Origin of the sequence: Streptomyces sp. NBC_01217 (assembly GCF_035994185.1) — a bacterium.
GTDB lineage: Bacteria > Actinomycetota > Actinomycetes > Streptomycetales > Streptomycetaceae > Streptomyces.
Genome location: NZ_CP108538.1, coordinates 6,074,292 through 6,093,284 on the forward strand (window position 1 = coordinate 6,074,292; position 18,993 = coordinate 6,093,284).

General features: G+C 70.5%; 21 protein-coding genes. 13 read left to right on the plus strand and 8 right to left on the minus strand.

All coding sequences use genetic code 11. From position 1 onward, the window contains the following. Positions 1-143 precede the first annotated feature (143 nt). A complete protein-coding gene (locus OG507_RS27285; protein ID WP_442811097.1) occupies positions 144-1,352 on the plus strand; it encodes an IS30 family transposase in 1,209 nt (402 codons plus the stop codon). A 105-nt stretch (positions 1,353-1,457) separates the two neighbouring features. On the opposite strand, the gene sodN is transcribed toward OG507_RS27285, so the two are convergent. Next, positions 1,458-1,853 carry a superoxide dismutase, Ni gene (gene sodN, locus OG507_RS27290; protein WP_327369805.1) on the minus strand — a complete coding sequence of 132 codons (396 nt, stop codon included), beginning with the start codon at positions 1,851-1,853 and terminating at the stop codon, positions 1,458-1,460. Positions 1,854-2,033: 180 nt separating this feature from the next. Between sodN and sodX the strand changes: the two genes are divergently transcribed. Continuing rightward, a complete protein-coding gene (gene sodX, locus OG507_RS27295) occupies positions 2,034-2,492 on the plus strand; it encodes a nickel-type superoxide dismutase maturation protease (RefSeq protein ID WP_327369806.1) in 459 nt (152 codons plus the stop codon). Here the strand turns inward: sodX and OG507_RS27300 are convergent. Then, entirely contained in the window at positions 2,396-3,025 is a 630-nt protein-coding gene (locus OG507_RS27300; RefSeq protein WP_327369807.1) for a CGNR zinc finger domain-containing protein, read from the minus strand. The genes sodX and OG507_RS27300 overlap by 97 nt on opposite strands. A gap of 47 nt (positions 3,026-3,072) precedes the next feature. On the opposite strand from OG507_RS27300, the gene OG507_RS27305 reads away from it, so the two are divergent. From OG507_RS27305 to OG507_RS27315, 3 genes are all read left to right on the plus strand, one after another. Next, entirely contained in the window at positions 3,073-3,876 is an 804-nt protein-coding gene (locus OG507_RS27305) for a class I SAM-dependent methyltransferase (protein WP_442811024.1), read from the plus strand. Positions 3,877-4,038: 162 nt separating this feature from the next. Continuing rightward, positions 4,039-4,527: a SigE family RNA polymerase sigma factor gene (locus OG507_RS27310; RefSeq protein ID WP_327369809.1), complete on the plus strand. Its 489-nt coding sequence runs from the start codon at positions 4,039-4,041 to the stop codon at positions 4,525-4,527. Further along, entirely contained in the window at positions 4,524-5,291 is a 768-nt protein-coding gene (locus tag OG507_RS27315) for a hypothetical protein (RefSeq protein WP_327369810.1), read from the plus strand. The genes OG507_RS27310 and OG507_RS27315 overlap by 4 nt, the downstream gene beginning before the upstream one ends. A gap of 88 nt (positions 5,292-5,379) precedes the next feature. Here the strand turns inward: OG507_RS27315 and OG507_RS27320 are convergent, their stop codons facing one another. Genes OG507_RS27320 through OG507_RS27330 form a run of 3 tightly spaced genes read right to left on the minus strand, consistent with a single transcriptional unit; the run spans position 5,380 to position 8,067 of the window. After that, on the minus strand, positions 5,380-6,132 hold the full coding sequence (locus OG507_RS27320; protein WP_327372110.1) for an amino acid ABC transporter ATP-binding protein: 753 nt from the start codon (positions 6,130-6,132) through the stop codon (positions 5,380-5,382). Positions 6,133-6,143: 11 nt separating this feature from the next. Continuing rightward, positions 6,144-7,082 carry an amino acid ABC transporter permease gene (locus tag OG507_RS27325; protein ID WP_442811025.1) on the minus strand — a complete coding sequence of 313 codons (939 nt, stop codon included), beginning with the start codon at positions 7,080-7,082 and terminating at the stop codon, positions 6,144-6,146. Between the two features lie 28 nt (positions 7,083-7,110). Then, entirely contained in the window at positions 7,111-8,067 is a 957-nt protein-coding gene (locus OG507_RS27330; protein WP_327369811.1) for an ABC transporter substrate-binding protein, read from the minus strand. Between the two features lie 523 nt (positions 8,068-8,590). Between OG507_RS27330 and OG507_RS27335 the strand changes: the two genes are divergently transcribed. From OG507_RS27335 to OG507_RS27350, 4 genes are all read left to right on the plus strand, one after another. Next, positions 8,591-9,802, plus strand: coding sequence for an NAD(P)-dependent malic enzyme (locus tag OG507_RS27335; RefSeq protein ID WP_327369812.1), 1,212 nt, complete (start codon positions 8,591-8,593; stop codon positions 9,800-9,802). Between the two features lie 180 nt (positions 9,803-9,982). After that, entirely contained in the window at positions 9,983-10,948 is a 966-nt protein-coding gene (locus OG507_RS27340; protein WP_327369813.1) for a zinc-binding dehydrogenase, read from the plus strand. Between the two features lie 83 nt (positions 10,949-11,031). Further along, on the plus strand, positions 11,032-11,241 hold the full coding sequence (locus OG507_RS27345; protein ID WP_327369814.1) for a sigma factor-like helix-turn-helix DNA-binding protein: 210 nt from the start codon (positions 11,032-11,034) through the stop codon (positions 11,239-11,241). Beyond that, positions 11,241-11,804 (plus strand): Clp protease N-terminal domain-containing protein, encoded by a 564-nt coding sequence (locus OG507_RS27350; RefSeq protein WP_327372112.1) that lies wholly within the window; start codon positions 11,241-11,243, stop codon positions 11,802-11,804. The genes OG507_RS27345 and OG507_RS27350 overlap by 1 nt, the downstream gene beginning before the upstream one ends. 48 nt (positions 11,805-11,852) lie before the next feature. On the opposite strand, the gene OG507_RS27355 is transcribed toward OG507_RS27350, so the two are convergent. Then, entirely contained in the window at positions 11,853-12,863 is a 1,011-nt protein-coding gene (locus tag OG507_RS27355; RefSeq protein ID WP_327369815.1) for a PadR family transcriptional regulator, read from the minus strand. Between the two features lies 1 nt (position 12,864). Further along, a complete protein-coding gene (locus tag OG507_RS27360; RefSeq protein ID WP_327369816.1) occupies positions 12,865-13,722 on the minus strand; it encodes a DUF4097 family beta strand repeat-containing protein in 858 nt (285 codons plus the stop codon). A gap of 154 nt (positions 13,723-13,876) precedes the next feature. On the opposite strand from OG507_RS27360, the gene OG507_RS27365 reads away from it, so the two are divergent. After that, positions 13,877-14,764 (plus strand): hypothetical protein, encoded by an 888-nt coding sequence (locus OG507_RS27365; RefSeq protein WP_327369817.1) that lies wholly within the window; start codon positions 13,877-13,879, stop codon positions 14,762-14,764. A gap of 28 nt (positions 14,765-14,792) precedes the next feature. Here the strand turns inward: OG507_RS27365 and OG507_RS27370 are convergent, their stop codons facing one another. After that, positions 14,793-14,975, minus strand: a complete 183-nt coding sequence (locus OG507_RS27370) for a DUF6104 family protein (RefSeq protein ID WP_003961784.1) — start codon at positions 14,973-14,975, stop codon at positions 14,793-14,795. A 185-nt stretch (positions 14,976-15,160) separates the two neighbouring features. On the opposite strand from OG507_RS27370, the gene OG507_RS27375 reads away from it, so the two are divergent. The 3 genes from OG507_RS27375 (at position 15,161) to OG507_RS27385 (ending at position 18,991) form a co-directional block, all read left to right on the plus strand. After that, positions 15,161-15,775 (plus strand): CU044_2847 family protein, encoded by a 615-nt coding sequence (locus tag OG507_RS27375; RefSeq protein ID WP_327369818.1) that lies wholly within the window; start codon positions 15,161-15,163, stop codon positions 15,773-15,775. A gap of 68 nt (positions 15,776-15,843) precedes the next feature. Next, complete coding sequence (locus OG507_RS27380; protein ID WP_327372113.1) at positions 15,844-17,856, plus strand: VMAP-C domain-containing protein; 2,013 nt, start codon at positions 15,844-15,846, stop codon at positions 17,854-17,856. A 103-nt stretch (positions 17,857-17,959) separates the two neighbouring features. Next, positions 17,960-18,991 (plus strand): AAA family ATPase, encoded by a 1,032-nt coding sequence (locus OG507_RS27385; RefSeq protein WP_327369819.1) that lies wholly within the window; start codon positions 17,960-17,962, stop codon positions 18,989-18,991. Positions 18,992-18,993 lie beyond the last annotated feature (2 nt).

Below are 18,993 nucleotides of genomic sequence, written 5' to 3' on the forward strand. Positions count from 1 at the left end.
TCGAGGCGCTGGACCGGGAGAACGGCAGTGTCGCGGGGGCTGCTCGGGTGGTCGGGGTGAGCCGTCACACGGCGGCCGGGTGGGCGCGGAAAGCCGGCGTGCGTGGGCGTGGGAAGCCGGGCGCGGCCGGGCATCCGGGGCGAGTGGAGTACGACAGGCTTCGCGCGTCCGGGGTCCGGCAGCGGGAGGCCGCGGCACTGGTCGGGGTCCATGAACGCACTGCGCGGGACTGGGACCGTGGTATCAGGAAGAGCAACGGCGCGCGCCTGCACCCGGACGGGCGCCGGATCGATTACAAGACCGGTGTGACAACCACCAGTGCCGCATCGCGGGAGCCGTCCGTTGCGGCGGTCGAGGCCGAGCTGCACCACCGGTTCCTGACGGTGGCGGAGCGGGAGTTGATCGCTGACTTGCGTCGTGAGGGTCAATCGCTGCGGGCGATCGGGCGAGCGCTGAGCCGACCGGCCTCCACGGTCAAGCGGGAGATCGACGCCCATTCGGTCGAGGGCGTCTATCAGCCGCACCGGGCACAGCGGGCGTGGGCGAAGAGCCGTCCGAGGCCCAAGGCGTCCAAGCTCGCTACGGACGGTCCGCTGCGTGATTACGTCGCCCACAAGCTGCAGCAGCAGTGGTCACCTGAGCAGATCTGTCACGCTCTGGTCACCGAGTTCCCCGACGACGAGAGCATGCGCGTGAGTCCGGAGACGATCTACCAGGCGATCTACGTGCAGGCCCGTGGCGGACTGCGCCGTGAAGTCGCGGCAGCGCTGCGCACCGGGCGCACCCGCCGCAAGCCGCACCGCAGCCCGGACCAGCGAACGCGCCGGTTCGTCGACGAGATGGTGATGATCTCCGAGCGGCCGCCCGAGGTCGCAGACCGGGCGGTTCCCGGCCACTGGGAAGGCGACCTGATCGTCGGCACCCGCAACGAGAGCGCGATCGTCACCCTGGTCGAGCGCTCCACCCGCTATGTCATGCTCGGCCACCTGCCCGGCGGGCACACCGCCGAGGAAGTCCGTGACGTGCTGGTGCCCCTGATCCAGACCCTTCCCGAGCACCTGCGCGGCTCGCTGACCTGGGACCAGGGCTGCGAGATGGCCGCGCACAAGCAGTTCACCGTGTCCACCGGTGTTCCGGTCTACTTCTGCGACCCGCACTCACCCTGGCAGCGCGGATCGAACGAGAACACCAACGGCCTGCTACGGCAGTACTTCCCCAAGGGCACCGACCTGTCCGTGCACAGCCCCGAAGACCTCGAACACGTCGCTCAGCAACTCAACGGCCGCCCACGCAAAACGCTCGGCTGGAAAACTCCAGCCGAGCGTCTGCGTGATCTACTGACGACCACGTAAGCCATCAGGTGTTGCGAGGACCCCGAGAATCTGCCTCGAAGCGGTCGGGCCCTTCTGACGTCCCGTCCGGCCTGCGGCGGAGCCGCGGTCGTCGGGGCGGGGGGATCAGGCCTTCTTGGTCTCCCAGAAGATCTTGTCGATCTCGGCGATGTAGTCCAGAGCCTTCTGGCCCGTCGCCGGGTCCGTGGAGGCCTTGGCGGCCGACAGCGCCTTCAGGGCGTCGTTGACCAGCTGGTGCAGCTCCGGGTACTTCTCGAAGTGCGGGGGCTTGAAGTAGTCGCTCCACAGCACCGAGACGTGGTGCTTGGCGAGCTCGGCGCGCTGCTCCTTGATGACCACTGCGCGGGCCCGGAAGTGCGGGTCCTCGTTGGCCTGGTACTTCTCCTGGACGGCCTTGACGGACTCCGCCTCGATGCGGGCCTGGGCCGGGTCGTACACGCCGCAGGGCAGGTCGCAGTGGGCGCTGACCTTCACCTTGGGGGCAAACAGGCGGGAAAGCATTGAGCTGTCCTTCCTCGTGATCGTCTTCTCAGGTGGGACATTACTCCGTGAGAGGCGGGTTTTCGTGGGTGCCCCCATGGGCTTAGGCCAAAAGTCCGGGGTGAGGATGGGCCCAGTGGCCGAATGTACGGAACGCTGTACGGGACTGTGTACTGGACGGACCGGGGAGGTGCCGGAGAGATGCGGGAGGTGCCGGAGTTGCCTGAGCTGACGCAGGAGCAGCCAGGGCGAGGGCTGGGTGCGCGTGTGCCGTTCCAGGTGGTGGAGGTGACGGGGCCTTCGATGGTGCCCACGCTTCATCACGGGGACTGGCTGCTCGTGCAGTACGGGGCGGTGGTGCGTCCCGGGGACGTGGTGATTCTGCGGCATCCGTTCCAGCAGGATCTGCTGGTCGTCAAGCGGGCCGCCGAGCGCCGTCGGGACGGCTGGTGGGTGCTGGCCGACAACAGTTTCGCGGGTGGTGACAGCACGGATTACGGGACGGTGCCCGAGGAGCTCGTGCTGGCCAGGGTCCGGGCGCGCTACCGGCCGCTGAAGAAGGATCAGCGCTCGGTACTGGGAGTGGTGGCCTGGGCGGTCTCCGCGCTGCGGCCCGTGACGGCGGCGCGCTCCGTCTCCAGGCGCTTGCGGGCCCGGTAGGCCGCCACGTTGGCGCGGGTCGCGCAGCGGTCCGAGCAGTAGCGGCGGGAGCGGTTGGTCGAGGTGTCGAGGTAGGCGTTGCGGCAGGGCGCCGCCTCGCACAGGCCGAGCCGGTCCACGCCGTACGAGGTGAGATGGAAGGCGAGACCCATCGCCGCGATGGCGGCGTACCCGGCCGTCGCGTTCGACGGGTGGTCGGCCAGGTGCATGTGCCAGTCCGGCTTGCCGTCCTCGTCTCGGAGGTCGTGCCCGGAGATCTGCGGGCTGACCGGGAACTCCAGCAGCAGTGAGTTGAGCAGGTCGACGGCAAGTGTCTCGTCACCGCCGTCGGCCGCCTCGAAGACCGAGCGCAGCCGTGCCCGTACGGACCGGAAGCGGGTCACATCCGCGTCGGTCGCCCGCCGGGCCGCCTGGCCGTTGGCGCCGAACAGCTCGCGGACCGCCTCGACGGAGCTGAGGGAGTCCTTGTTGCGGGCCGGCTCCTCGGTGTTGACCAGACGCACGGCGTAGTCCGAGTAATAGGCCAGTTCCACTTGTAGTCCTTACGGCGTCGGTCTAAAGTCGGTGCAGCGGTGGTGTAATGGGCTTTTGCGGTTCCAGGGTATTACATGGGAGGTCCCTCGTGGCGGAGACAACGACAGGAACTGACTGGGCGGCCTGGCAGGAGAGCTGGGACCGGCAGCAGGAGTGGTACATGCCCGACCGCGAGGAACGGTTCCGGGTGATGCTGGACATGGTCGAGGCCCTGGTGGGGCCCCGGCCGAGAGTGCTCGATCTCGCATGCGGTACGGGAAGTATTACGGACCGGCTCCTCAAGCGGTTCCCGGAGGCCACCAGCACGGGCGTCGACCTCGACCCGGCGCTCCTCGCCATCGCCCGCGGCCACTTCGACGGCGACGACCGTGCCACCTTCGTCACCGCCGACCTCAAGGACCCGGACTGGACAGGGCAGTTGCCGCACGACTCGTACGACGCCGTCCTCACCGCGACCGCCCTGCACTGGCTGCACGCCGAACCGCTCACCGCGCTCTACGGGCGCATCGGCGGGCTCGTCAGGGACGGGGGGGTGTTCATGAACGCCGACCACATGATCGACACCGAGACCCCCCGTATCAACGCAGCCGAACGCGCCCACCGGCACGCGACCATGGACCGCGCCAAGGAAGCGGGCGCTCTCGACTGGGCGGACTGGTGGGCCCTCGCCGCCAAGGACCCGGTCCTCGCCGGGCCGACCGCCGAGCGGTACAAGATCTACGGCGAGCACGCGGACGGCGACATGCCGTCCGCGCGGTGGCACGCCGACACCCTGCGCAAGGCGGGTTTCGGTGAGGCAAGGGCCGTCTGGGCGTCTCCCTCGGACACTCTGGTACTCGCGGTGAAGTAGCGGCAGCATGCGCAGGAAAAGGCGGTACGGGGTCGGCGGTTTCCAGGAGTCGGCCCGTACCGCCCCTCATTTTTCTGCACTCTGCTGCAACCCACCGTGCGTCCCGCCGCACTTGAAGGGTGAGACGGTCCGCATCCGCGGACCCGGAGAGGGGCGCTGACGATGCGGATCGATGACGATGCCGCGCTGCACGCCTTCGTCGAGGGCAGACGCACCGCACTGTTCCGCAGCGCGTACCTGCTCTGCGGCGACCGGCACGAGGCCGAGGACCTGGTCCAGGCCACGCTGGTCAAAGTGGTGCTCGGCGGACGGCGGCACGGGCGGCTCGACAACATCGAGGCGTACGCACGCAAGACCCTGGTCAACACCTTCATCGCGGCCCGCCGCCGGTTCTGGCGGCGCGAACAGTCGTACGGCGAACTGCCCGAGCGCGCGGGCCATGCGCCCGACACGGACACCGGCCTCGCGGTGCGGGCGGCCCTCGCCCGGCTCACGGCCAAGCAGCGAGCCGTACTGGTGCTGCGCTACTGGGAGGACCTGAGCGTCGAGGCCACGGCCCAGCTGCTCGGGATGCGGGAGAACACGGTCAAGAGCCACGCGGCTCGGGGGTTGGCGGCGCTGCGCGCCGAAATGGCAGAGGAATTCGTATGAACGACGTGCATGAGCTGTTGGGGCGGGTCGCCGAGAACGCGGGGCAGCCTGTCATCTCCACCCAGGCGGTGTACGCCAGGGCCGCCCGGGTCCGTCTGCGGCGCCGGGTCACCGTCTCGGCCGCGGCACTCGCCGTGGTCGCCGCCGGTGTGGTCACGGTCCCGGGTCTCGCCGCGGGCGCGAAGCCGCAGGGGTCATCCGTGGCGGCCTCGGCCGAGATTGAAAAGGATGGCGGCAGGTCCGAGCAGCTGGTCGAACTGCTGCCCAAAGACGTGGGGAGCGTCGAGCAGGTCTCGCTGGCCGTCATCATCAAGAACGCCACACCCGAGCAGGCCGAGGAACATCCCGTGGGGCCGCTGGACGGGCAGTACTCCGTCCGCCGGGGCGGCGGCGTCGGCTATCTCACCGTCGACCTGAGGGACGCCGAGTCCATCAGGAAGAAGTTCGGCAGCATCGATCCGGCCGGGGACCTGTGCAAGCCGGTCAACGGGGAGCCGCGCCGGGCGGACTGCGTACGCGAGGAACTCCCCGACGGCCGGGTCCTGACCACCTGGAGCGACCCGATGAAATACGGGAGCATGCCCCTGTGGGGGCCCGAACTCGTCGGCCGGCTCACCCTGAAGGACGGCGCGGTGCTGGCCGTCCGGGACAGCACCGGTCTCAAGAGCGAGCAGGCACAGGGCCCGCTGCTCAAGACCCCGCCGCTCACCCTCGCCCAGCTGCGGACGCTGATGCTCAGCCCGGAGCTGCTGCCGAAGAAGTAGAAGAAGTAGAAGAAGCAGGGGAGAGAAGAGGAAAGAGGGAGGGCGGTACGGACCTTGACCGGTCCATACCGCCCTCCCTCTCGTACTCTCAGAGCACCTTTGACAGGAACGACTTCGTCCGGTCGTGCTGCGGGTTCGTCAGTACGTCGCGCGGGTGGCCGGACTCGACCACCACGCCGTCGTCCATGAAGACCAGCGCATCGCCGACCTCACGCGCGAATCCCATCTCGTGGGTCACGACGATCATCGTCATGCCGTCCTCCGCGAGACCGCGCATGACGTCCAGGACATCTCCCACCAGCTCCGGGTCGAGTGCCGATGTCGGCTCGTCGAAGAGCATCAGCTTCGGCTCCATGGCCAGGGCGCGGGCGATCGCCACGCGCTGCTGCTGGCCGCCGGAGAGCTGGGAGGGGTAGTTCTTCGCCTTGTCGGCGAGGCCCACCCGGTCCAGCAGCCGCTCGGCCCTGGCCCTTGCGACGGCCCTCGACTCGCCCTTGACCTGGACCGGGGCCTCCATGACGTTCTCGATCGCCGTCATGTGGGGGAAGAGGTTGAAGCGCTGGAAGACCATGCCGATGTCCCGGCGCTTCAGGGCGACCTCGCTGTCCTTGAGCTCGTAGAGCTTGTCGCCCTTCTGGCGGTAACCCACCAGCTCGCCGTCGACGTACAGCCGGCCGGCGTTGATCTGCTCCAGGTGGTTGATGCACCGCAGGAAGGTCGACTTGCCGGAACCGGACGGGCCGATCAGACAGAAGACCTCACGCGGGGCGACCTCCAGGTCGATGCCCTTGAGGATGTGCGCGGCGCCGAAGGACTTGTGGACGCCCTCGGCCTTCACCATGGCGTGAGTGGTCACTCGGCCACCTCCGAACGGCGGAACATGTTCAGGTTGGCCCGCAGACGCTGAAGCGGGGTGGGCGGCAGGGAGCGCAGCGACCCGCGGGCGTAACGGCGCTCCAGGTAGTACTGGCCGACGCTGAACACGCTGGTCAGGGCCAGGTACCAGAGCGAGGCGACGAAGAGCATCTCCATCACCGCGAACGAGGTGGATGCGATGTCCTGTGCGCTGCGCAGCAGGTCCTGGTACTGGACCGCGATGACCAGCGACGAGGTCTTGAGCATGTTGATGAACTCGTTGCCCGTGGGCGGGATGATCACCCGCATCGCCTGCGGGAGCACCACGCGCCGCATGGTCCTGGTCTGGGTCATGCCCAGCGCGTGGGACGCCTCGGTCTGGCCCTCGTCGACGGACTGAATGCCCGCCCGGACGATCTCCGCCATGTACGCACCCTCATTGAGGCCGAGACCCAGCAGGGCGGCCAGGAAGGGGGTCATGACATCGGTCATCTCGTCCCGGTAGAACCCGATGTCGAAGATCGGGAAGATCAGGGCGAGGTTGAACCAGATGAGCAGCTGCACATAGACCGGGGTGCCGCGGAAGAACCAGATGTACAGCCAGGCCACCGCACTGGTCACCGGGTTCTTGGACAGCCGCATCACGGCGAACAGCACGCCGAGCACCAGGCCCACGACCATGGAGGCCACGCTGATGTAGATCGTGTTCCGGAGACCGGTCAGGATGCTGGAGTCGAACAGCTTCTCCGGCACGGTCGCCCAGCGCACATTGCCCTGCGAGAAGGCGTACACGAGTGCCACGAGGGCGGCGACCACGACCAGTGCGCTGATCCAGCGCCCGAAATGACGTACCGGGATCGCCTTGATGGCGGCGGGAGGGATCCGGTCCGGGGTGGAGGTCGCCCCGGACGGAACCTTGTCGATCTTGTCGTTCACAACGACTGCCCTTCAGCCGGTGCGCGGATCAGCTGCCGCCGTTGACGGCTGCTGCGGTGACAGCGCCGTCGGCGGCGCCCCACTTGTCGAGAGCGGCCTTGTAGGTGCCGTCGGCGATGATCGCGTCCAGGGCGTCCTTGAGAGCGTCACGGAGCTGCGTGTTCTTCTTGTCCACGGCGATGCCGAACGGTCCGGCGTCCGACTCGTTGGCGATGGCCTCGAAGTCGTTGCCGCCGCCCGCGGTCTTGGCGATGTAGGCGGCGACCGGGGAGTCGTTCAGGTCGGCGACGGCGCCGCCGGACTTGACTCGGGTCTGGGCCTCGGAGTCGCTGGAGAAGGCCTCGATGGAGATCTTCGCCTTGCCGTCCTTGGCGCACTTGGCCGAGAGGTCCTTGGCGGCCTGCTCATACGTCGTGCCGCGCTGGACGGCGAGCTTCTTGCCACAGAGGTCGTCGAGCGACTTGATGCCCTCGGGGTTGCCCTTCTTCACCAGGATGCCGGTGCTGGCGGTGAAGTAGTCGACGAAGTCGACACCGGTGCCGGTCTTCTTGCCCTTGTCGTCCAGGCCCTCCTGACGGGCCTTGGTGTCGCTCATGGCGGACATGACGGCGTTGTAGCGGCCGGTGGGCAGCGCGCCGAGCAGCGTGTCGAAGGTGCCCGACGTGAACTCGATCTTCACACCGAGCTGCTTGCTGAGGGCCGCGGCGATGTCGGGGTCGACCCCGACGATCTTGTCCCCCTGCTTGAACTCCATCGGAGCGTACGTGGCGTCCGTGCCGACCTTGATGACGCCGGCCTTCTGGATGTCCGCCGGCAGCTTGTCGAAGAGGGGGGCGGTGCTCTTGGTGCTGCTGTCCGACTTCGTGCTGTCCGAGTCGGTCTGGTCGCCGCAGGCGGTCAGCAGCATGGTGCCGGCGACCGCGATGGCGCCGACCGCTGCAATCCGGGACTTTGCGGCCGTACGACGTGTGGTGCTTGCGGTCATGATGGGGTTCCTCCGGCAGATGAGGGTGGTGTCGCCAGGCGGTGAGGACACACGACATCGGATGTCGCCGCCCTGTGTGATTACGGCATCTTGCCATTCGGACTAGCCCAAACAGGGGGCCAGTCATGTCAAAATCGGGTAACGGGCGATCCCCGAACCTCAGGGGGCCGGTACATCAAGGCCGGACCTTCTATGGGGTTTCCTTCTTCACGCCGGAGGATCTACGGCGCGTCTCGACCGTTGGACGTCATTTCGCCGGTTGGCTGACTTGTCCAGATATTCGACTATGAGTCACATCACCGTGTCGATACGGACTCGTCCGCGCAGCGGTCCGTCGGGTAAGAAAGACCTTTACACCCCTCATCCGGGGCTCAGGGCGCGTGTGCGGCGCGCCCGCGCGTACGTATCCCCCCTGCCGGGGCGGGCCAACCGCCGGGCGCAGGGAACGTACGCGGTGCCCGCCCACCCCTCCTCAACCAGGAGTGGCCACCCTCAAACGATGAAGACTTAAGGGGTCAACACCATGGCAGCGGAGATCGTCAATCCTCGCAGCGACAGCACCACTGACAGCGCCACCGATGAGCCGTTCGATCCGGCCTTCGCGCTCCACCGCGGCGGGAAGATGGCCGTGCAGGCCACCGTCCCCATCCGGAACAAGGACGACCTGTCCCTCGCGTACACGCCCGGCGTCGCCAAGGTGTGCAGCGCCATCGCCGAGAATCCCGAGCTGGTCCACGACTACACCTGGAAGTCGCAGGTCGTCGCCGTCGTGACGGACGGTACCGCGGTTCTGGGCCTCGGTGACATCGGACCCGAGGCGTCCCTCCCGGTGATGGAGGGCAAGGCGATTCTGTTCAAGCAGTTCGGCGGCGTCGACGCGGTGCCGATCGCGCTCGCGACGACCGACGCGGACGAGATCGTCGAGACGGTCGTGCGGCTCGCGCCCTCCTTCGGCGGGGTGAACCTGGAGGACATCTCGGCGCCGCGCTGCTTCGAGATCGAGCGCAGGCTCAAGGAGCGGCTCGACATCCCGGTCTTCCACGACGACCAGCACGGCACCGCCATCGTGACGCTCGCGGCCCTGCGTAATGCCGCGAAGCTGTCCGGGCGGGGCCTCGGCGAACTGCGCGCCGTCATCTCCGGGGCCGGTGCGGCCGGGGTGGCCATCGCCAAATTCCTGCTGGAGGCGGGGCTCGGCGATGTCGCCGTGGCCGACCGCAAGGGCATTGTCAGCCGGGACCGCACGGACCTGACGGACGTCAAGCGCGAGCTGGCCGAGCTCACGAACCGGGCCGGGATCTCCGGTCCGCTGGAGAGCGCAATGGCCGGCGCGGACGTCTTCATCGGCGTTTCCGGCGGTACGGTGTCCGAGGCGGCCGTCGCGTCGATGGCACCCGGTGCGTTCGTCTTCGCCATGGCCAATCCGAACCCCGAGGTCCACCCCGACATCGCGCACAAGTACGCGGCCGTCGTGGCGACCGGGCGTTCCGACTACCCGAACCAGATCAACAACGTGCTGGCCTTCCCCGGCATCTTCGCGGGGGCGCTTCAGGTGCGGGCCTCCGGGATCACCGAGGGCATGAAGATCGCCGCGGCGAACGCGCTGGCGGATGTCGTGGGCGATGAGCTCGCGGCGGACTACGTGATTCCGTCGCCGTTCGACGAGCGGGTGGCGCCGGCGGTGACGGCCGCGGTGGCCGCGGCGGCGCGGGCGGAGGGCGTGGCCCGGCGCTGAGGTTTGGAGCGGGGTGCGGGTGCGGGTGTGAGTGCCCGGGCGCGGGGTGCGCCTGCGGCGGGCCTGTTCCCCGCCCCGCCTCTTCCCGTAACCGGGGGCTCTGCCCCCGGACCCCCGCTCCTCAAACGCCGGAGGGGCTGAAAGAACCAGCCGCGCGGCGTGTGTCCTATCGTCGGGGCCATGTTCGCCGCCTACGCATCCCGCATCGACCGCGACCACCCCATCAACGGCCTTGAGCTGGGCGAACGCCCCGCGCCCGAGGCTCGTCCCGGTTGGACGACCGTCAGGGTCCGGGCCGCCTCCCTCAATCATCACGACCTCTGGTCGCTCCGCGGCGTCGGTCTCGCCGAGGACAAACTGCCGATGATCCTCGGCTGCGACGCCTCCGGGATCGACGAGGACGGCAACGAGGTCGTCCTGCACTCCGTCATCGGGCAGACCGGGCACGGCGTCGGCCCGAACGAGCCCCGGTCCATCCTGACCGAGCGCTACCAGGGCACCTTCGCCGAGCAGGTCACCGTCCCCAGCTGGAACGTGCTGCCCAAGCCGAAGGAGCTCACCTTCGAGCAGGCCGCCTGTCTGCCGACCGCCTGGCTGACCGCGTACCGGATGCTGTTCACCAACGCCGGAGTGCGACCGGGCGACTCCGTGCTCGTCCAGGGCGCCGGCGGCGGCGTCGCCACCGCCGCGATCGTGCTCGGCCGGGCGGCCGGGCTGCGGATCTACGCCACCAGCCGTGACGAGGCCAGGCGCAGGCGCGCCGTCGAACTCGGCGCGATCGAGGCGTACGAGCCGGGCGCGCGGCTGCCGCAGCGCGTCGACGCGGTCATCGAGACCGTCGGCGCCGCCACCTGGTCCCACTCGGTGAAGTCGCTGCGCCCCGGCGGCACGCTCGTCATCTCCGGCGCGACCAGCGGCGACCGGCCCCCGCACGCCGAGCTGACCCGGATCTTCTTCCTGGAGCTGAAGGTCGTCGGCTCGACCATGGGGTCCAAGGACGAGCTGGAGGATCTGCTCGCGTTCTGCGCGACGACCGGCGTGCGGCCCGTCATCGATGAGGTGCTGCCGCTGGACCGGGCTCGCGAGGGGTTCGAGCGGCTGGCCTCGGGCGACCAGTTCGGGAAGATCGTGCTCACCTGCTCCTGAGGCGTACGGAGCTGGTCGCTCTCTCCGCGGCACCCTTGTCAATGATGGTTGACAAGGGTGCCATGTCAACGTAAGTTGACATCATGACCGAAGCAACGGATCTCGCCGCGCGTGCCGGTGACCACGACCCCCGGGTGGGGCTGCGGGCGGTCGCCGCGCTGCGAAGGCTGCTGGAGCAGCTCGAAGCCGTACAAGTCAGAAGCGCCCGGGTGAACGGCTGGTCGTGGCAGGAGATCGCGGCCGAGCTGGGCGTCAGCCGACAGGCCGTGCACAAGAAGTACGGGAGGCGATGATGTTCGAACGATTCACCAAGAGCGCCCGGGCGACCGTGACCGGTGCCGTGACCCATGCCGAACGGACCGACGCCGCATCGGTCACCGAGGAACATCTGCTGCTCGCCCTGCTGGACGGGCGCAGCGGACGGGCCTCCTTCGCCATCACCTCGCTGGGCCTCGACGACCGCCGTGCGGCGGTGGAGGCCGAGCTGGTCACCGCGCGCCGCCGCGGCGGACTGACCCGGGCGGATACGGACGCGCTCGCCGGCATCGGTATCGATGTCGACGAGATCGTCGCCCGCGTCGAGGAGTCCCACGGGGAGGGTGCGCTGGACAGGGCCCGGCGGCGCGGGGCGGGGCGTCGGCCGTTCACCCGCGGGTCGAAGGACGTCCTGACGAAGACGCTGCGGATCGCGGTGGGGCGCGGCGACCGTTTCATCGGTGAGGAGCACCTGCTCCTCGCGCTCACCGCCTGCCCCGGAGTGGTCGCCGACGTGCTCGCCGCACAGGGCGCGACGTACGAGACGGTGAACCGCGCGCTGTACGGGGGCGGGGGCGATCCCGGCCCGTCCGGCGCCTGAGGGCCGGAGCCCCGGGAGCCGCCACGGATCGCCTGCCCCGGTCCCGTGTCAGCTCCCCGTCTCGCCCTTCCGCAGCAGCGCCCCGATGTGGGCCGCCGCCGTCGACAGATGGCGGCGGGCCTCCGTCAGCTGCTCCTCCGTGACGCCCCGGTCCCGGGCCGCATCACGGATGTCGTCGCGGAAGCGGTCGAGCAGCCGGTCCAGATCGCGGGCCGGGTCGCCGGTGCCGGTGGTGTCCTTGCCCCATTCCGGGTCGGCGTCGGCGGGTTCCGGCTTGATGTACGGGGGCCAGCTGCCCGTCCTGGCGAAGCTGCCCAGCTGGCCGGTGATCTCGGCCAGCCCCTCCCGTACGCCCGTGGGCCAGTCGCCCCGGGCGAAGTGCTCCTGGACCTGGCGGGCGGCGTTCTGCATCTGCTCGCGCGCCCGGTCCTGGGCCTCCTTGGCCTGGCGGCGGGCCTGCTGGGCGTCCTCGCGGGCGCGGCGGGACTCGTCCTTCGCCCGGCGGGCCTGCTCCTTCCACTCCTGCTTGGCCTTGCGCAGCTCCTCCTTCGCAGCGCGCCATGACTCCTTGTCACCGAAGTCACCGAAGTCACCGAAGTCACCGAAGTCCCCGAGATCGCCGAAGCCGGACTCCCGGCCGCCCTTGCGGCCGTTGGTGCCGGTGCCGGTGTGCCTGGTCTCGTGCGCCGCGGCCCGCATCTCGCTGCGCAGCTTGCCGGCCGCACCGCGTACGTCGTCCCGGATCTCGGCGGCCAGTTCGGAGACGGACTCCCTGATCTCCAGTTCCAGATCGGCCAGTTCGCCCGTGCGGCCGGCCAGTTCGGCGCGGCCCGCGTCGGTGATCGAGTAGACCTTGCGGCCGCCTTCGGTGGCATGGGTGACGAGCCCCTCGGCCTCCAGTTTGGCGAGGCGCGGATAGACCGTGCCCGCCGAGGGTGCGTACAGCCCCTGGAAGCGCTCCTCAAGGAGCCGGATCACCTCGTAGCCGTGGCGGGGGGCCTCGTCGAGCAGCTTCAGCAGATAGAGGCGCAGTCGGCCGTGGGCGAATACGGGGGGCATGTCAGAGCACCTTTCCGGTCGGCTCGGCGTCGTACGGATCGTCCTCGGCCGGTGGGCGGCGCAGCAGGGCGATCGATCCCGAGACGGTCGTCGCCCTCAGTTTCCCCGTCCCTGCCCCGAGCGTGCCGGTGATCTTCTTCGCCCCCCACTGGCCGCTGACCCGCAGGTCCTCGAAGCCGTTGGAGACGGTGCCGCTCGCGGTGTTCGCCTCGACCGTCGCGTCCGCCGGGTGCGGCAGCCGGATGGCGACCTCGCCGGACACCGTGGTCAGCCGGACGTCCGTGGGCTTCCCGGTCGGGTCCAGGTCCAGCACCATGCTGCCGCTGATCGATTCCGCCCGGACCGAGGTCCCGGCGCCCTCGACGACCGTCAGATCGCCCGAGACCGTCTGGAAGTGCAGCTCGCCGGTGACCGACTGGGCCTCCACGCTGCCGGAGACCGTCTCGGCCAGGACCGGACCGGCGAGCCCGACGAGCGTGGTGTCGCCGCTGACCCCCCGTACGTCCGTACGCCCGCGGATTCCGGAGACGACGGCTCCGGCGCCGACGACTCCGACCTTCACCGTCGCCCCGGCCGGCACGGCCAGCGAGACGACCGCGCTGCGGTGCCAGCCCTTGCGGTCGAACCACTTCAGGAAGTCGTTCCACGGCAGGCCCTCGTACGCGACGGTGAGCGTGCCGCCCTCCTGGGTCACGATCAGCGGCGGGCCCTCGATCGCGGAGACCTCCAGCCGGGCGGTCGGCTCCTCGGTGCCGACGACATTGACGGCGCCTGCGACGATGCGCACATCCAGCGATGTCACCGGTCCGTCGAAGGCCAGCTTCTGGGGCTCGGCGATGGCCCATGTCGACACAGGCATGGATCTGACCTCCCGGGGAGCGCGGAATGACGCAACATATCGCGTCTCTTACGGAACACGATATATCGCGGATCGGCGAAGTCAAGGGGTGCCGCGGTGGCGTGGGTCGGCCAAAAAGCGCCGAATATGGGCAGATTGCCCTACCGTGTGGGGCATGAACGCGACATCCCCCGTCGGGGCGCTGCTGCTGTGCCGGGCCGAACCCGAGGCCGTGCGGCCGGTGGCCCATCTGCTGCGCGAGCGGATGCTGCTCGCGCCCGCCGGAGACGGGTGGTCCGTCCTCGTACCCGAGGGAAAGCCCTGGCGGGACGGTGGCGCGGAGGGTGCGGACGCGGAGCCGGTCGACCGCGTCGTGGCCGGCTGGGCCGCCGCGCTCGCCGTCGGGTCGGCCTGGCCGGTTCTCGCCCTGTGGTGGGACGGCGAGCGGGCCGGTCACACGCTCGCCTCCGGATTCCGCCGCCCGGTCGGCTACGTCTGGCTCGCCGACGGCACGCCGGCCGGTGAGGACGAGGCCATGCGTACGTTCGCCGAGCGGCTGGGGCTCGACCCCGTACCGGACGTCCAGGCACTCGAAGCGCTGACCCGCCCGGACCCGGACGTCGACGCCCGCATCCGGCTGCGCGAGCTGCTCGCCGTGCTCGGCCGCATCGGTCTGGCCCTCCCGCCCGGTCTGGACCCGGACATGCCCGGCGACCGGCTGTACGCGGCGGCCGACGAGCGGCCGGAGGCCGAACCGATCACCTGGACCGGCTGGCGCGGGGCGGTGAGGGCCGAACTCGACGCGGTCGAGAACAGCCGCCTCGGCCCCTGGCTGCGTGGCCCCAGGGCCCGGCTGCTGGGCGGCGCCCAGGTGGCCGCCGGACTGCCGCTCGCCCTCTGGGGGATGGGCCGCCGCAGTGGCGGCTGGGCCTGCGCGGGGGTGCTGCTGATGACGCACGGGGCGCTCGGCCTCGCGTACGACCGCTTCAGGGCCGGAGAGGGCGAGGGCGCGGCGGGGGTCTCGGCGAGGGGTTCAGGGGTCGAGTCCACCGGGCCGCTCTGACGCCGACTGCTCGACGGTTGCTCCCCGGCTACTCGTCCTCGTCCTCGTCGTCGAGGCGGGCCAGCCAGGTGGCGAGGCGCTCGACCGGCACCTCGAAGTCGGGATTGAGATCGACGAACGTACGCAGCTGCTCGGCGAGCCACTCGAAAGTGACTTCCTCCTCGCCTCGCCGCTTCTCCAGCTCCTCGATACCGCGGTCGGTGAAGTACATGCGGCAAGCCTAATGCCTGGTGACAGCCCCGCGAAGGCCGGGAGCGCGTCCCGGGGCGCGGTCCGGGACGGCCGCCCCGGACCGCCGAGAACCGGCCTGCGGCGCCCCGGCTTCATGGTCCATGTCTCTCGCATCGGCCGCGTACTGCCGTTAGCCTGCGGGTAGTTGGGGGAACGGGGGGTTTCATGGCCGACAGCGGGGCCCGTATCACGCGCATCGAGATGCCGGACGGCACGCCGGTCTGGGCGCGGATCTCGGGGGCGGAGGAGCTGGCCGAGCCCGCCCGGGGTCCGGAGTTCACGGACATCGGGTACGGGGCCATCGCCGACCAGGTGCAGGCCCGGGTCGAGAGCCTCCAGGCGGTCGTGACCAGCGTCGCGCGCTCGCTTGCCGAGCCGCTGCGGGCGGTGCGGCCCGACGAGGTCAGCGTCGAATTCGGCATCGAGCTCACCGCGAAGGCGGGCAAGGTCGTCGGCCTCCTCGCGGACGGCGAGGCCAAGGGCGGCATCAAGGTCACGCTGACGTGGAGCGGAGGCGGTCCGCCCGTAGATCCGCCCGTCGATCCGCCGATCCCGGCGCAGGCGCGGACAGGGACGGGGACGCGTGGTGCGGGGCAGCAGCCGCACCCCGCATCCCACCTGCCGCCCCCGCCTTCCTCCCCGCCCGCGCCCATGACACCGCCCGCGCCCGCGCGACCGGAGGCTCCCGGCGCATCCGCAGGGGATGCGGGCGCTGGGGCATCCACCGGCGCATCGGCGCATCCGGACGGGGCCGGGCCGGACACCGGAAGCCGCTCATGACCCAGCCGCCGGGCAGGGGCGCAGGGGGCGGTTCGGAGAGTACGTACCGTGCGCTGGCGGGCCTCGTGATGGCGGCGACCGTACGCATCCATCGCCCGGAGCCCGGGTATGCCCCTGACGGATCCGACAGAGGTTTCCTGGGGAGCGGCTTCTTCATCGCCCCGAGCTGGGTCCTCACGTGCGCGCACGTGGCGATGGAGGGGGAGGGGCGTCGCGTGAACGTGGTCTTCAAGCCGGACCCGGGCAGCGCCGAGACCGCGGTCGAGGGCGCCGTGGTCGCCGCCCTGCCCGAGAGCCGTCCCGGCACGCCGGGGCCCGGCGGCTGGCCCGCGCCCGACCTCGCGCTCATCCGGCTGCTGCGGCCCGTCGAGCACCCCTGTGTGTACGTCACCGAGCGCCCGGCGGGCATGTTCGGCGGCGGCTCGGTCCTCTACACGGGCTGGACCGGCGGCGGGTCGGGGCAGCTGACCCGGTTCAGCGGACGCTGCCAGGTGATGGGCACCTTCGGCGACTGGGCCGAGGACGACGAACAGATGCGGCTCGACGGTGACCGGATGTACCCCGGCCTGTCCGGCGGGCCCGTGGTGGACCTGGCCCGAGGCGAGGTCGTCGGCGTACTCAAGTCGCGCTCCGACGGCACGACCGGCGGGACCTCGATCGGCGTCGAGCGGCTGCGTACGCTGCCCGTGCCGCCCGGGACGGTCGCCGCCGAGTCCGACGACCCCTACCAGTCGGTGTTCCACGCCCACGACCGCTACCACGCGGACCGGCACACCAGCCCGGTCGGCACCGAGCGGACCTGGGCCGATCTCCAGCGCGAACTGGGTGCCGGAGCCGGTCTCGCCCTCAGCCCGCAGCAACGCGTCGACCTGCTCGGCCGGCTCGCCGAACTCCCGCCCCCGCTCAGCACCCGCAGCCTCCTCGACGTCCTGGACCGGCTGCCGGACTCCCACCCGAGCGAGCACCACGCCGCTCCGCGCGGCTGGCGCGACGGGCTGGGGACGCTGTACGACGCCCCCGGCGGCGACGGCGCACTGGAACTGATCCTGCGCTACTGCATGAGCGCCATCTCCGCCGAACGCCCCTACGTCCTGCCGTCCACCCCGCACGCCGAGGCATCCCTGTGGGAATGGGTCAGGCGGACGGCCGAGGACCGGCTCTCCCGCAAGTTCCGGCACGAGCTCGCCGGTCTGTGGCACAACGGCCGTCGCGCCCCCGGAGTCGAGCACCTGCGAACCCCGGCGCCGGCGCTCGAACCCGTCAGGGCGCGCAGCGCCCCGTACGTCCTGCTGCAGCTTGAGGCGCGCGGCTGGGAGCGGGACCGCTACGACTGGCGGATCGGCGTGGGACAGCACACCGGGGACGTCCTGCCCGTCGCCGAGGACAGCCGGGGCACCGCACCGCAGGCCCTGCCGGCCCGGCTCGCGGGCCCATTGGCGGAGGCGCTCCGGCGGTGCGACGAGCCCGACGACCCCGCCATGCTCCAGGTCGCCCTGCCCGAGGCCCTCATGGACCTGGAGGTCGACGGGTGGCGGGTGCCGCCCGACGGGCGGCCGCTCGGAGTGCTGCGCCCTGTGGTCGTCCGCCGCCTGTACCACTCTCCGCTCCAGGCCGACGACGGGACCGATGAGCGCGAGGCGCGCTGGAACCGGACCATGACCGCCGCGATGCGGGCCGCCGTCGTCGACTGCGAGGACGGCATGCGGGTTCCCGTACCCGTGGTGGAGGAGCTGCGCGGACTGGCGTACGAGACCGTCCCGGTGCTCTGCCGTCACGGTGACAGGGACGGCCCGGAGGCGGCTGCCGGTCTCGGGCGGGTGCTCGACGGGGGTTTCGGGGTGGCGCTGTGGCGGCGCCGCGCGGCCGAGCCGGTGACGGTCTGCACTCAGTACCACCGACGCGCCGCCGATGCGGTCGGCGAGGCCCGCACCGCTGAGCAACTCCCGCGAAAAGTACATGAGTTGAGGCGGGGAGTGCATGCGGCTCGTACCGAAATGTACTGGTCGCACGGTGTTGCCCTGTTCTGGGATGATCCGCACCATCCGTTGCCCGGCTCCGGGCAGTTCCTGGAGGCGCCGTGAAGGACCGTGCCGACGTGCCCCTTACGGAGGGTATGACGGATCGCTACCGTGAGGAACGTTCGACTGCTGCCCCTGGCGGACGAGTGACGACGAGGACCACGCTATGAGTGAACCCAGCGAGTGGCTCATCTACCGAGGGGCCGGCGAACCGCACGAGGGCATCGAGCAGTTGCCGCCCCCGCCGCCCTGGCGGGACTTCGCGGGCCGCGGCGCCCCGGACCCCGACGAGCAGGGCGGGGACGGGTCCGCCGACCGCCGCCTCGGCGCCCACCGGCACATCGCGGAGCTCCACCGGCCGGGCGCCGAAGAGCTCGAAATGATCAATGCCGCGCTCTATCTGCGGCGCCCGCTGCTGGTCACCGGCAGCCCCGGCGCCGGGAAGAGCACGCTGGCCCACTCCGTCGCCCATGAGCTCGGGCTCGGCCGGGTCCTGCGCTGGCCCATCGTCAGCCGCTCGGCGCTCCAGGACGGCCTCTACCACTACGACGCGATCGCCCGGCTCCAGGACGTACAGATCGCCGCGCACAGTGCGGCGGCCGGGGCGTCCGGGGCCGGATCGGCGGAGAGCATCGGCAGCTACATCCGGCTCGGGCCGCTCGGTACGGCGCTGCTGCCCTCGGACCGGCCGCGCGTGCTGCTCATCGACGAGCTCGACAAGAGCGACATCGATCTGCCGAACGACCTGCTCAACGTGTTGGAGGAGGGCGAGTTCGCCATCCCCGAGCTGGAGCGGATGGCCGACCGGCTGCCCGACGGCGTGGCGGAGGTCCTCGACGACGACGGCAACAAGGTGAGGGTGAGGGGCGGCCGGGTGCAGTGCCGGTCCTTCCCGTTCGTGGTGCTCACCAGCAACGGCGAGCGGGACTTCCCGGCGCCCCTGATGCGCCGCTGCATCCACCTGGAGCTGGGACGCCCCGACCACCAGCGGCTCGCGACCTTCGTACGAGCCCACCTCGGCGACGAGGCGGCGCGTTCCGGGGACGATCTCATCGCCCACTTCCTGGAGCGCTCCCGCAGCGAACTCCTGGCCACCGACCAGCTGTTGAACGCGATCTATCTCACCGACGCCGCCGCCCCGGCGGGCCGCGACCGCCTCGCCGACCTGCTCATCCAGCGACTCGACCGGCCGAGGTGATG

Coding starts and splice junctions, on each gene's coding strand:
- OG507_RS27315 (WP_327369810.1), top strand. CDS start 4,524: ATGAACGACGTGCATGAGCTGTTGGGGCGGGTCGCCGAGAACGCGGGG.
- OG507_RS27305 (WP_442811024.1), top strand. CDS start 3,073: ATGGGCTTTTGCGGTTCCAGGGTATTACATGGGAGGTCCCTCGTGGCG.
- OG507_RS27385 (WP_327369819.1), top strand. CDS start 17,960: ATGAGTGAACCCAGCGAGTGGCTCATCTACCGAGGGGCCGGCGAACCG.
- OG507_RS27320 (WP_327372110.1), bottom strand. CDS start 6,132: ATGGTGAAGGCCGAGGGCGTCCACAAGTCCTTCGGCGCCGCGCACATC.
- sodN (WP_327369805.1), bottom strand. CDS start 1,853: ATGCTTTCCCGCCTGTTTGCCCCCAAGGTGAAGGTCAGCGCCCACTGC.
- OG507_RS27340 (WP_327369813.1), top strand. CDS start 9,983: ATGTTCGCCGCCTACGCATCCCGCATCGACCGCGACCACCCCATCAAC.
- sodX (WP_327369806.1), top strand. CDS start 2,034: ATGCGGGAGGTGCCGGAGTTGCCTGAGCTGACGCAGGAGCAGCCAGGG.
- OG507_RS27365 (WP_327369817.1), top strand. CDS start 13,877: ATGAACGCGACATCCCCCGTCGGGGCGCTGCTGCTGTGCCGGGCCGAA.
- OG507_RS27335 (WP_327369812.1), top strand. CDS start 8,591: ATGGCAGCGGAGATCGTCAATCCTCGCAGCGACAGCACCACTGACAGC.
- OG507_RS27375 (WP_327369818.1), top strand. CDS start 15,161: ATGGCCGACAGCGGGGCCCGTATCACGCGCATCGAGATGCCGGACGGC.
- OG507_RS27370 (WP_003961784.1), bottom strand. CDS start 14,975: ATGTACTTCACCGACCGCGGTATCGAGGAGCTGGAGAAGCGGCGAGGC.
- OG507_RS27330 (WP_327369811.1), bottom strand. CDS start 8,067: ATGACCGCAAGCACCACACGTCGTACGGCCGCAAAGTCCCGGATTGCA.
- OG507_RS27380 (WP_327372113.1), top strand. CDS start 15,844: ATGGCGGCGACCGTACGCATCCATCGCCCGGAGCCCGGGTATGCCCCT.
- OG507_RS27350 (WP_327372112.1), top strand. CDS start 11,241: ATGTTCGAACGATTCACCAAGAGCGCCCGGGCGACCGTGACCGGTGCC.
- OG507_RS27360 (WP_327369816.1), bottom strand. CDS start 13,722: ATGCCTGTGTCGACATGGGCCATCGCCGAGCCCCAGAAGCTGGCCTTC.
- OG507_RS27345 (WP_327369814.1), top strand. CDS start 11,032: ATGACCGAAGCAACGGATCTCGCCGCGCGTGCCGGTGACCACGACCCC.
- OG507_RS27355 (WP_327369815.1), bottom strand. CDS start 12,863: ATGCCCCCCGTATTCGCCCACGGCCGACTGCGCCTCTATCTGCTGAAG.
- OG507_RS27310 (WP_327369809.1), top strand. CDS start 4,039: ATGCGGATCGATGACGATGCCGCGCTGCACGCCTTCGTCGAGGGCAGA.